This window comes from Chitinophaga chungangae (assembly GCF_017742215.1).
GTDB classification, from domain to species: domain Bacteria; phylum Bacteroidota; class Bacteroidia; order Chitinophagales; family Chitinophagaceae; genus Chitinophaga; species Chitinophaga chungangae.
On record NZ_JAGHKP010000004.1, the window covers coordinates 546,984 to 559,252 of the forward strand.

The 12,269-nt window shown below is 53.9% G+C and carries 11 protein-coding genes; 5 read left to right on the forward strand and 6 right to left on the reverse strand.

Features of this window, described 5'->3' with window-relative positions; genetic code table 11:
* Positions 1–70 precede the first annotated feature (70 nt).
* Positions 71–1,333, reverse strand: a complete 1,263-nt coding sequence (locus J7I43_RS21810; RefSeq protein ID WP_209147991.1) for a glycerate kinase type-2 family protein — start codon at positions 1,331–1,333, stop codon at positions 71–73.
* On the reverse strand, positions 1,333–1,755 hold the full coding sequence (locus tag J7I43_RS21815; protein ID WP_209147992.1) for a hypothetical protein: 423 nt from the start codon (positions 1,753–1,755) through the stop codon (positions 1,333–1,335). The genes J7I43_RS21810 and J7I43_RS21815 overlap by 1 nt, the downstream gene beginning before the upstream one ends.
* A gap of 196 nt (positions 1,756–1,951) precedes the next feature.
* Between J7I43_RS21815 and J7I43_RS21820 the strand changes: the two genes are divergently transcribed.
* The 3 genes from J7I43_RS21820 (at position 1,952) to J7I43_RS21830 (ending at position 7,307) form a co-directional block, all read left to right on the forward strand.
* Positions 1,952–5,056 carry an amidohydrolase family protein gene (locus J7I43_RS21820; protein ID WP_209147993.1) on the forward strand — a complete coding sequence of 1,035 codons (3,105 nt, stop codon included), beginning with the start codon at positions 1,952–1,954 and terminating at the stop codon, positions 5,054–5,056.
* Between the two features lie 21 nt (positions 5,057–5,077).
* Positions 5,078–6,379 carry an amidohydrolase family protein gene (locus J7I43_RS21825; protein ID WP_209147994.1) on the forward strand — a complete coding sequence of 434 codons (1,302 nt, stop codon included), beginning with the start codon at positions 5,078–5,080 and terminating at the stop codon, positions 6,377–6,379.
* 550 nt (positions 6,380–6,929) lie between these two features.
* Positions 6,930–7,307, forward strand: a complete 378-nt coding sequence (locus J7I43_RS21830) for a rhodanese-like domain-containing protein (RefSeq protein WP_209147995.1) — start codon at positions 6,930–6,932, stop codon at positions 7,305–7,307.
* A gap of 35 nt (positions 7,308–7,342) precedes the next feature.
* On the opposite strand, the gene tyrS is transcribed toward J7I43_RS21830, so the two are convergent.
* A complete protein-coding gene (gene tyrS, locus J7I43_RS21835) occupies positions 7,343–8,629 on the reverse strand; it encodes a tyrosine--tRNA ligase (protein ID WP_209147996.1) in 1,287 nt (428 codons plus the stop codon).
* Between the two features lie 143 nt (positions 8,630–8,772).
* On the opposite strand from tyrS, the gene J7I43_RS21840 reads away from it, so the two are divergent.
* Entirely contained in the window at positions 8,773–9,468 is a 696-nt protein-coding gene (locus J7I43_RS21840; protein WP_209147997.1) for a TapB family protein, read from the forward strand.
* A gap of 1 nt (position 9,469) precedes the next feature.
* On the opposite strand, the gene J7I43_RS21845 is transcribed toward J7I43_RS21840, so the two are convergent.
* From J7I43_RS21845 to gatC, 3 genes are all read right to left on the reverse strand, one after another.
* Positions 9,470–10,030 carry a cob(I)yrinic acid a,c-diamide adenosyltransferase gene (locus tag J7I43_RS21845; RefSeq protein ID WP_209147998.1) on the reverse strand — a complete coding sequence of 187 codons (561 nt, stop codon included), beginning with the start codon at positions 10,028–10,030 and terminating at the stop codon, positions 9,470–9,472.
* Positions 10,031–10,112: 82 nt separating this feature from the next.
* Positions 10,113–10,820, reverse strand: a complete 708-nt coding sequence (locus J7I43_RS21850) for an ABC transporter ATP-binding protein (protein ID WP_209147999.1) — start codon at positions 10,818–10,820, stop codon at positions 10,113–10,115.
* Between the two features lies 1 nt (position 10,821).
* The gene (gatC, locus tag J7I43_RS21855; protein WP_209148000.1) at positions 10,822–11,112 is read right to left on the reverse strand and encodes an Asp-tRNA(Asn)/Glu-tRNA(Gln) amidotransferase subunit GatC; all 291 of its coding nucleotides are present in this window, start codon (positions 11,110–11,112) and stop codon (positions 10,822–10,824) included.
* Positions 11,113–11,228: 116 nt separating this feature from the next.
* Here gatC and trpS point away from each other — a divergent pair, with 116 nt between their 5' ends.
* A complete protein-coding gene (gene trpS / locus J7I43_RS21860; RefSeq protein WP_209148001.1) occupies positions 11,229–12,263 on the forward strand; it encodes a tryptophan--tRNA ligase in 1,035 nt (344 codons plus the stop codon).
* Positions 12,264–12,269: the final 6 nt, after the last annotated feature.

Consider the following 12,269-nt stretch of genomic DNA (forward strand, 5'->3'; position numbering starts at 1 on the left):
GCTGATTGTTTTTTTAAAGTTTCCCAAAAATAGAATCAAAAAGGAGATATGCAAATAATCGGCAAGAAAATCAGGGTTTTTGCAGCAATAGCACCATCACGTCCATCACATTGGTGCCGGTATGCCCGGTTTTGACATGCGTACCCGTTTTATCGAAAAAATGCCAGCTGTCGTTCTGCTCCAGGAATGGCCGCGGGTCGGGCGCGCCGGCCAGCGCGGCTGCATTGATCACGGCGCCGGCCGCGTCTGTAGGGCCGTCTATGCCGTCTGTGCCGGCTGAGAGGAAAGTGATGTGCGGCGCGTTTTGCAGCAGCAGGCCGGTTGCCAGCGCAAGTTCCTGGTTGCGGCCGCCGAGGCCGTTGCCGGTCACTTTTACGGTGGTTTCGCCGCCGGCCAGCAGGCAGGCGGGATAAGGGCCTTCGTATTGCAGGGCCAGTTCCGCCAGCGATACGGCCAGTTCCCTGGCTTCGCCGGTGGCGGCGCCGGTGAGCACGCGGGTGTGGTAACCCATCGCCTCTGCCTTTTCCGCCGCGGCTTCCAGCGCGATCCGGTTGCTGGCTGCGATTACATGGCGGGCGTGTAGCAGTTCGCCCGGCTTGGCCGTTTCGGGCGTAATGCCGGCGATGCCGTTCTGGATATGTTGAAGTATGCCTTCGGGAAGACTGGCTGCAAGGCCATATTTTTCCAGTACGATCCATGCTTCCGTGAAAGTGGAAGGATCGGGCACCGTAGGGCCGGAGCCGATCACGGCGGGGTCGTCGCCGGGCACGTCTGACAGGATGATGGTGAACACATCGGCAGGTTGCAGCGCCCGGGCCAGCTGGCCGCCTTTGATCGTGGAAAGGTGTTTTCGCACCGTGTTCATCTCTTTGATATCCGCGCCGCATTTCAGCAACGCATTGAATAATTCCTGCAGTTCCTCCATGGTGGCGCCTTCCGGCACATCGGCCAGCAGGGAGGAAGCGCCTCCCGACAAAAGGAATATCACCAGGTCGCCGGGCTGCATGGCAGACGAGAGGTTCAGCATGGCCGTGCCCGCGATCACGCTGTTGAGATCGGGAACGGGGTGCGCCGCGGTAATGACTGTGGTTTTTTCCAGCGTGTAGCCGGGAAGGTGATTGGTGACCACCAGCCCCTGTGCGATGCTGCCGCCCAGCACCTGTTCGGCCTCATACGCCATGGAAGCGGCGGCTTTGCCCGCTCCCAGCAGGAATACCCGCGAAGCGCCGGCAGTGTCTATGCCCGCCAGCGCCTTGCGCATGAATTGCTGCGGCTGTACCGCGGCCACGGCATGTTCGAAGATAACAACGGCCTGTTGCAGAACGTTTTCCATCAATGGTCCGCTTTTCTGGCCTGCCTTTTATCCTGCTTGCGGTCCATCTTCGCTTCCAGCGACGCCTTTTTCGTCATTTCCCAATCGTTCCATTTTTTGTACTGGGCCGAAGTAAGCACGGATTTGAAACGGTTGTTGCGCTCGGCGTCCAGTTGCTGGTACACCTGCATGCGCTGGCGCGAAGTAAGCGTGGTATTCTGGCGGGCGGCGTCGCGCCGTTTGGTGATGTCTTCGTTGATATCGTAGATCTTTTTATGCTGGTCTTTGCTCAGGTTCAGTTCCCGGTACAGCTTGTCGCTCAGCTTGTCCGCCTTGCCGGCCGCATTCCAGCGTTCTTTTTTGGTCTTCATGCTGTCTTGCGCGTAAGCCGTGCCGATGGCGAAAATGAACAGCAAAAGAAGGCTCCATGTCTTATTTTTCATAGCTATGAATTCTCAGTTTTTTCTGCAAGTATTATACCGCTCGTAAAATTTATACTAAAATAGTACGATATGCGGTCAATCATTTGTTAAATTTAGCACTTGTAGCTGTATTGTCACCGTATGCCGGAAAACCAAAGTCTAAACCTGTACCGGCGGGCGTATTATCAGCCTTCATCTAAATTCTAAAAGCAAACCAATGAAATCAAATCCGTTACCTGCCGGCACTCCGTTACCGGTACAAGGGAAGAAGCATCGCCGCTTCCTGGCAGCGCGTTTACGGTACTTTTCCGTGACCGCCTTCGCAGGATGCCTGCTGGCAGGCTTTACGGCCAGCGCCCAGCAAACCTGGCCGGTAAACGGCGTTGCGGGCCCCCGTGAATCCTGCTATGCATTCACCCATGCCACCATTGTTAAAGACGCACAAAACACATTAAAAGACGCCACCCTCGTGATCCGCGACGGAAAGATCACCGCGGTGGGCGCCGGCGCCGCCATTCCCAAAGATGCGGTGGTGATCGATTGTAAAGGGAAATTCATCTATCCCTCTTTTGTTGACATTTACAGCGATTACGGCATGCCGGCCATCGCGCCCCGCACCTTCTCCGGCCGCGGCGGCGGCGCAGCCCCGCAGATGTTGTCCAACACCAAAGGCCCCTACGGCTGGAACCAGTCCATCAAAAGCGAAGTGAACGCCGTGCAGGTGTTCTCCGCGGAAGAATCGAAAGCCAAAACCCTGCGCGAGCAAGGCTTTGGCATAGTGCTCAGTCATCAGCACGACGGTATCGCGCGCGGTACGGGTGTGCTCGTGAGCCTGGCCTCCGAACGCGAGAACATGACCATTCTCCGCGAAAAGGCCTCCGCGCATTATTCTTTTGATAAAGGCACTTCCACCCAGGATTATCCCAGCTCGCTGATGGGCGCCATCGCGCTGCTGCGCCAGCAATACCTCGACGCGCAGTGGTATAAAGGCAACCCCGCCAAAGAAGGCGTGAACCTCAGCCTGCAGTCGTGGAACGACAACCAGGGCCTGCTACAGGTCTTTGATGCGGCCGATAAATGGAACGCGCTGCGCGCAGACAAGATCGGCGATGAATTTGGTGTACAGTACGTGATCAAGGCGGGCGGCAACGAATACCAGCGTATCCCCGAAATGGCCGCCACCAAAGCCACCTTTATTCTCCCGCTGAACTACCCGCAGGCGATGGACGTGGAAGATCCCAACGACGCCCGTTTTGTTGCGCTCGCGGATATGAAACATTGGGAACTGGCGCCCACCGAAGCCGGCGCTTTCGAAAAGGCGAATATTCCTTTCTGTTTGACCACGGCGGACCTGAAAGACGCTAAAACTTTCCTCGCCAACCTGCGTAAAGCCATAGAATACGGTCTTTCCGAACAAAAAGCCCTCGAAGCGCTCACCAAAACGCCCGCCACGCTGCTGAAAGCCTACGACCGCATCGGGAGCCTGGAAGCAGGCAAACTCGCCAACTTCCTCATCACTTCCGGCCCCGTATTTCAGGACAACACCGTGTTTTTCCAGAACTGGGTGCAGGGAAATCAATATGTGCTGAAGAGCGAAGGCTGGCAGGACCTGCGCGGCACCTACAACATCACGCTCACTTATCCCTCCGGAAGCGCCACCTACCCGGTAACCATCAAAGGCACGCCCTCGTCGCTGAGCCTGGTGAATAAAGACACCATTCCCGGTAAGATCGAAGTGGATGGCCAGCTGGTGAAGATCGTGATCAATAACAAAAAAGATAATTCCCAGCAGGTGCGCCTTAGCGGCGTTATCGGCCAGCAGCCCGGGGTGGTGAACACCTGGAGCGGGTCGGGCACCGACGATAAAGGCCAGGCAGTTTCATGGGAAGCCAAATTCGTTTCGGCCCTGCCTTCCAAAGAAGACACGGTGAAGAAAAAAAGCGCGCCGCAGCTCGGGAAAGTTTATTTCCCCTTCTCCGGCTACGGTTACGAAACCCTCCCCGCGCAGCAGGACGTGCTGATCCGCAACGCCACCGTGTGGACGAACGAAAAAGAAGGCAAACTTGAAAATACCGACGTGCTCGTGCGCAACGGCAAGATCGCGCAGGTAGGCAAAAATCTCTCCGCAGGCAGCGCCCGCGTGATAGACGGTACCGGCAAACATCTCACCGCGGGCATCCTCGACGAGCACTCGCATATCGCCATCAGCCGCGGCGTAAACGAAGGAACGCAATCCGTGACCTCCGAAGTGCGCATCGCTGATGTGGTGAACCCGGACGATGTGAACATCTACCGCCAGCTGAGCGGTGGCGTTACTTCCTCCCATTTGCTGCACGGCTCCGCTAATACCATTGGCGGACAAAGCCAGCTGATAAAATTGCGCTGGGGCGCCAATGCTGAAGACCTGAAGTTCAAAAACTGGGACGGTTTCATCAAATTCGCGCTCGGCGAGAACGTAAAACAGTCCAACTGGGGCGACCGCCAGCGCGTACGTTTCCCGCAGACCCGCATGGGCGTTGAACAGGTACTGGCAGACGCTTTTACCCGCGCCAAAGACTATCAGAAAGCCGGCCCTAACAAACGCCGCGACCTCGAGCTGGACGCGCTGGTGGAGATCCTCAACAATAAACGTTTTATCACCTGTCACTCCTACGTACAGAGCGAAATCAACATGCTGCTGAAAACCGGCGACAAATACGGGTTTAAAGTGAACACCTTCACCCACATCCTTGAAGGATATAAAGTGGCCGATAAAATGAAAGCGCATGGCGCAGGCGCATCCACCTTTGCAGACTGGTGGGCGTACAAGATGGAAGTGATAGACGCGATCCCGCAGAACGCCACCATCATGCAGCGTGTAGGCCTTACCGTAGCGATCAATTCAGACGATGCCGAAATGGCCCGCCGCCTGAACCAGGAAGCGGCCAAAAGCGTGAAATATGGCGGCATGGGAGAAGAGGACGCCCTGAAAATGGTGACGCTCAATCCCGCTATATTGCTGCATGTGGCAGACCGCATCGGCAGCATCAAAGCCGGTAAAGACGCGGACCTCGTGCTGTGGAGCGATCACCCGCTGAGCATCTACGCCAAAGCGGAAAAAACGATGGTAGACGGTATCGTGTATTTCGACCGGGAAAAAGACCTCGAACTGCGCAAACGCATATCCGAAGAGCGCAACCGCCTGATCGGCAAAATGCTCGGCGAGAAAAAGAAAGGCGCGCCGGTGGGCAGGCCCGTGCCGAGCCGTGAGGAGATCTATCATTGCGAAGACCTCCAGGCAGGCCACCAGCATCATATCCTGGACGATGCTTACCAGCAATAATCATCCGAAAATCGAAACAACATGAAAAAGACATTCATTTATATACTGGGCCTTTCCCTTAGCTGCACCGTCCTTCGCGCGCAGGAAACGGTGTACCCCGCCAAACCGCAGCAGGGGCTGGTGTTCCTGAAAAACGCCACCATTCACGTGGGCAACGGCCAGGTGATCCAGAACGGCACGATCGGCTTCAATAACGGGAAGATCACCGCGGTGGGCGCCAATGTGGCCATTCCCGCAGACGATGTAAAAGTGTTCGACGTGAACGGCCAACACATTTACCCGGGCCTGATCGCACCGGAAAGCAACCTCGGCCTCACAGAAGTAGAGGCGGTGCGCGCCACCAACGATTACGAAGAAGTAGGGGAGATCAATCCTTCGGTGCGATCCATCGTTTCTTACAATACCGATTCCAAGGTCATCGCCACGCTGCGCACCAACGGCATTCTGCTGGCGCAGGTAACCCCGCAGGGCGGCTTGCTGAGCGGCAGTTCTTCCGTTGTGCAGCTCGACGCCTGGAACTGGGAAGACGCGGCATATAAAACCGACAACGGCATTCATTTCTTCATGCCGCGCCTGATGCCCCGCGCCAATCCTTTCGGCAGCAGCGGAACCGGCCCCGCAACCGACGCTGTGAAGGCAGCTATGGAAAAGGTAGCCAGCGTAAAATCCTTCCTCCGCGAAGCGCAGGCTTACAACGCCGGCGAAAAACACGACGAAACGAATTTGAAATACGAAGCCGTGAAAGGCCTTTTTAACAGGTCGCAGAAATTATACATCCATGCTAATCTTGTGAAAGAGCTGATCGTAGCCGCGGATTTTGCGAAGGAATTTGATATCGATGTGGTGATCGTTGGCGGAACGGATGCCTGGATGATCACCGATGTGCTGAAACAATACGGCATCCCCGTGATTCTCGAGCAGCCGCACAATCTGCCCGTAATGCAGGACGATGACGTGGACCAGCCCTATAAAACGCCCGCCCAGCTTCAGAAAGCCGGCATACTGTTCTGCATCAGCAACGAAGGTTTCTGGCAGCAGCGTAATCTTCCTTTCAACGCGGGCACCGCCGCCGCTTACGGCATGACGAAAGAAGAAGCGCTCAGCGCCGTCACGCTCAACGCTGCAAAGATCCTCGGCATCGGCGATAAAACCGGTTCGCTCGAAGTAGGTAAAGACGCCAACATCGTAGTCAGCACCGGCGATATCCTCGACATGAAATCCAGCGTGATCACCCGCGCCTATATCCAGGGCCGCGAAATAAGCCTGGAAGACAAACACAAACAATTGTACGAAAGGTATAAGTATAAGTACGATCTGAAATAGGATTTTTTATTTTGATAGGAGGCGCGTCACGATTTATTGTGACGCGTTTTTTTTGTGTGTAAAAAACGTTGTTGCTTTTGTTGAATCGTTAAATTGCGCGACAGAAAAACCAGAACGTACGTTGAAACCGTGCCGCCTGCGTTCCAGGGAAAAGTATATAAGCTGAATAAGATACTTGAGAATATGGTTTTTCTAGAAAGATGATATGGCTTAAACTAAATGATATGCCGTTAAGGAATGAAAAGCAAACGCATGGGAATATACTGCTTGTTGAACCGTATCCTTTTACTGTCACGCAGATTAAAGATGTACCGCCCGCGTTTCAGAAAAAAGTTGACGAAATAAACAAGATATTTGAGAAGGCGGTTTTTCTTGAGAAGCCGACAAAAAGACCATAAATCATAGAGATTACCTTTAAATAGCTAATGCTGAGAAATTGACATTTCCGGCATTGTTTTTTAATGACTGAAAATAAATCACAATGATCCCATTTCCCTCCTGACATACCCTTGTCACCTCCCCATCTCAAATTTGTATCAAAACAAACGATATGCAAATGAGGATCACCACCACCCGGCTTTTCGGGCTCGCCGAGATCACCCCGGAAGAAGTGCGCCGGAGGCTGGGAGAACCGGGGTTTATCGCCATAGACAATAATACATGCGCCTCCTTCCGCCGCCATCACCTTCCCGGAGCCCGCCATCTCGATCCAGGGGATTATTCCGCACAGGACCTCAGCCCCAACAAAAACGATACGCTGGTTTTTTACTGTTACGACCCCCTCTGCGGCGCCGGGCCTTTTGCGGCCAAACGGGCCAGGAACATGGGTTTTGAGAATGTGTTCGTAATGAGCGCCGGTTTAACCGCCTGGCTGAAAAGAGGTTATCCCGTGGAAACTGACATAAAAAACGGCGCGGCAGCAGGCTGAACCGCCCGCGCCGCGCCGTTTATAGGAATATCCGTTTACACGAACTTGATGAGGTAGTAATTTTTCTTCCCTTTCTGGAAAAGGATGTTTTTGCCGTTAAGCAGCGATGCTTCCGTGATCTTCAGGTCTGCCGCGGCGATCTTCTGCCCGTTCATGCTCATGCCCCCGCCCTGGATCAGCTTGCGCGCCTCTCCTTTGCTGGGGAATATCCCCGCTTCGGCCAGGAAAGAAACCACGTCTTTTTCCCCGGAAAGCGATGCGGCGGGCATTTCCTTCAGGTCTACCCCGGTGAGCGTTTGCAGCAGCTGTTCTTCGGTCATGTCTTTTAATGCGTCCATGGCGCCGCCTTTGCTGAAGAGGCTTTCGGTGGTTTTGAGCGCCGCTTCGTATTCCACTTCGCCATGAATGAAGGTGGTCACTTCTTTCGCCAGGCGCCGCTGCAGCACACGTTTGGAAGCGTCCTGCCGGTGTTCGGCAATGAGGGCGTTGATCGCCGGTTCGTCGATGAAGGTGAAAATGCGGATGTAGTTTTCCGCATCGTCGTCATCCGCGTTCAGCCAGAACTGGTAGAACTGGTAAGGCGTGGTTTTGGCGGGATCGAGCCATACGTTGCCGCTTTCGGATTTCCCGAACTTGGTACCGTCTTTTTTCTTGATCAGCGGACAGGTGAAAGCATACGCTTCGCCACCGCCCATGCGGCGCACCAGCTCGATGCCGGTCACGATGTTGCCCCACTGGTCCGAGCCGCCCATCTGCAATTTGCAGTTCTTGTTATTGTAAAGATGATAAAAATCGTACCCCTGGATCATCTGGTAGGAAAATTCGGTGAAAGACATGCCGCTTTCGCCTTCCAGCCGCTTTTTCACGGAATCTTTGGCCATCATGTAATTCACGGTGATGTGTTTTCCTACGTCGCGGATGAAGTTGAGGAAAGAAATGCCTTTGAACCAATCGTAATTATTCACCATTTCGGCGTAGTTGGGCTTTGCGGGATCGAAGTCCAGGAAACGCTCCAGCTGCGCTTTGATGCATTGCTGGTTGTGCAGCAGGGTAGTCTCATCCAGCATTTTTCTTTCTTCCGCTTTGAACGACGGGTCGCCCACCATGCCGGTAGCGCCGCCCACGAGCGCGAGGGGTTTGTGCCCGGCCCGCTGCAGGTGCACCAGCAGCATGATCGGCACGAGGCTGCCCACGTGCAGGGAATCCGCCGTGGGGTCGAAGCCGATGTAGGCGGTGGTCATTTCCTTTTGCAGCTGCTCTTCCGTGCCAGGCTTGATGTCCTGTATCATACCGCGCCAGCGCAATTCAGATATAAGATTCATGGAACGATGAAAAATTTTTGCAAACCTACGGATTCAATCACGAAATATGGCATTGTTGAAGATGAATATTGATTTGATCTAATGTGTGAATTTGACCGGAATGCCGTAAATTACGATGTCAATAACCCCTCAAATCATCTGCCATGTTACGTTTCTGGATCACCTCGCTGTTTTTATGCGCCGCCTTCGGGGCTTCCGCGCAGGATTGCAAAAGTTATTATTACATGCTCAGCCACTCCGAAGTGGAAATGTCGATCCTGGACGGGAACGGCGAACCCGTGGGCAAACAGCTGATTAAGGTCGGCGATGTGAAAAATGAAGGCGGGGAAATGGTATCTTCCTTCACCTCCACGCTCACGATGAAAAACGGGAAAACGATGGGGCAGGGCCAGGGCACGTTCAAATGCGGCGGCTCCGGCATATCGGTAGACCTCAAAATGATGATGCCTTCCGGGCCGATGGCCGGCCAGCAGGCCAGCCTGAAAGGCTCCGACGGATTTCTCGTATACCCGTCCAGGTTAAGCGTGGGCCAAACCCTGCAGGATGCTTCCTTTACGATGGACACGGAAACCAACGGCATGAAAATGACCATGAAGTACAAGGTAACGGGCCGCACCGTTGCCGGGAAAGAAAAGGTGACCACGGATGCCGGCAGCTGGGAATGTTACCGTATCACTTACACGGGAAATTTTACGATGATCATGATGGGGAACGAAATTCCCATGAATTTCACCGGCACGGAGTGGTTTGCGCCTGGTTTCGGCGTGGTGAAATCCGAAAATACCGGTAAAAACGGCGAAAAAATAGGCGGAATGCTTATTACCAAACTCACAAAATAACCTATACCCGCGGTTTCCAGGGAATTTCGGGCACTTGCAGCAAATGGCCGGCATACCGGGCCAGTACGAAAAGGTAGTCGCTCAGGCGGTTGAGGTATTGCAGCACCAGCGGCTCCACCTGCATATCCTGCTCCTGCATTTCCACGCAAAGCCTTTCGGCCCGGCGGCATACGCAGCGGGCGACATGACAGTTGCTCACGGCCGGGTGCCCGCCGGGGATGATGAAATGTTTCATTTCGGGCAGCACCTCGTTCATGGCGTCTATTTTGTCTTCCAGCAGCTTTACGTCTTCCGCGTGCAGGTCGGGAATGCTCATTTTTACATTTTTTTCGGGGTCGGTGGCCAGGGAGGCGCCTACGGTGAACAGCCTGTCCTGGATCTCGCCGATGAGAGCTTTCACGCCATCGTCCGTCATATGGTCGTTTACGAGGCCCAGCCAGGAATTCAGCTCGTCTACCGTGCCGTAGGTCTCGATCCGGAGGTGGCTTTTGGATACCTTGGTACCGCCGATGAGTGAGGTTTTGCCTTTGTCCCCGGTTTTGGTGTATATCTTGAAGGCCATGATCTGCTTTTTTACGAAGGTAATCAAAAGAAAAAAGGCAGCCGTTGTTGCGGGCTGCCTTCCGGGAATATCGTTGTATCGCTTAGTGGGCGAGGGATTTGACGGGATTCATCTTGTCTGATTCCACTACGCCGTCTCGCAGGCGGATAATGCGGCGGGCGTGATCGGCGATGTCTTCCTCGTGCGTTACCAGCACTACGGTGTTGCCGGATGCATGGATGCGGCCGAAGATCTCCATGATCTCTACGGACGTTTTGGTGTCCAGGTTACCGGTGGGCTCGTCCGCCAGGATCAGCGAGGGGTCGTTGACCAGGGCGCGGGCGATGGCCACGCGCTGGCACTGGCCACCGGAAAGCTCGTTAGGTTTGTGTTTGTAACGGTCGCCCAGGCCTACTTTTTCAAGCATCAGCCGGGCTTTTTCTTCCCGTTCCTTTTTACTGATACCGGCGTAGATCAGCGGTACGGCCACATTTTCGAGGGCGGAAAGCCTGGGCATGAGGTTGAACTGCTGGAAGACGAAGCCGATCTCCTGGTTGCGGATGCGGGCCAGTTCATTGTCTTCCATCACGCTTACATCGTGGCCGCTGAGGATATATTTGCCGCTGGTAGGCGTGTCGAGCGCCCCGAGAATGTTCATGAGGGTGCTTTTCCCGGAACCGGAGGGGCCCATCAGGGCTACGTACTCGTTTTTCAGGATGTCGAGCGTAACGCCTTTCAGCACCGGCAGTTCGTTTTTGCCGATAAAATAGCTTTTACGGATGTCTTCGAGGTGGATAACAGACTGGGCCATATTATTTCTTGATTACTTTAGGGACGCTGAAGTATTCTTCCGTATGCGCCGGCGCGTTTTGCAGCCCTTCTTCCCTGCTGATGGGGTGTTTCACCTCGTCTTTGCGGAACACGTTGGCATCGCGGGTCATGTGCAGCATCGGTTTCACGTTCGTGGTATCCAGCTCGCCGAGCTTTTCTACAAAGGTGATCATCCTTTGAAGGTCGTGCCGGATCTCTTCCTGCTCTGCGGCATTGATGTCCAGCCGCGACAAGGTGGCCAGCTGGCGGATCAGTGCGTCGTTCACTTCCATGGGTTTAAATTAACGGTTTAAAGCTAATAAATTGTATTCATATAATCGATAAATGTGATCGATAGGCAAAAATAGGGATAAAAGGCGGGCATTCTGCTACCGGAAAACATAGCACGATGTTAAAATTTATTAAATTGCGCCCCGATATGGTAAAGGAAAAAGAAATCGTTGTCAGCGGCATCCGCTCCACGGGCATTTTGCATTTAGGGAACTATTTTGGCGCCATCCGGAACTACATCCGGATGCAGGAAGAGTTTAACTGCTATTTTTTCGTGGCGGACTGGCATGCCCTTACCACTCACCCGGACCCTAAAGAGCTGCGCGGCAACGTGTACCGCGTGCTGGCGGAAAATATCGCTTCCGGCCTCGATCCCGAAAAAGTGACCCTGTACGTGCAGAGCGACATCCCCGAGATCGCCGAACTGTACCTGCTGCTCAATATGATGGCGTATAAGGGCGAACTGGAAAGAGTTCCCACTTTCAAGGACAAGGTGCGTCAGAATCCGAACAACGTGAACGCAGGACTATTAACTTATCCTGTGCTGATGACGGCGGATATCTTAGTACAGCGCGCCGTGAAAGTGCCTGTAGGCAAGGACCAGGAGCAGCATCTCGAAATGAGCCGGAATTTTGCGCAGCGTTTTAACGAACGTTACGGGTATCTTTTCCCCGAACCTTTCCCCTTCAACTACGGCGACGATCTCGTACGGATCATGAGCCTGGACGGGAATGGGAAAATGAGCAAAAGCGAGAACGAAAATTCGACGCTGTACCTCAACGATACAGACGATGCGATCCGCAACAAGATCAAAAGAGCATTAACAGACAGCGGCCCGCAGCAGGAAAATTCGGAAAAACCCGATTATATCAATAACCTGTTCACCCTCATGAAACTGGTATCCACCCCCGATACCGTACAATTCTTCGAAGAAGCTTTTAACAAATGCAATATCCGTTACGGGGATATGAAGAAACAACTGGGAGAAGACATGGTGGCGTTTATCGCCCCCATCCGTGAAAAGGCGGCAGCCATCCAGCAGGACCATGCGTACCTTCACCGCATTATGCGCGAAGGGGCGGATAAAGCCCGCGAATCTGCTTCCAAAACGCTCTCGGAAGCCCGCAAATTAATGGGCATAAATTTCTATTGATTTTTT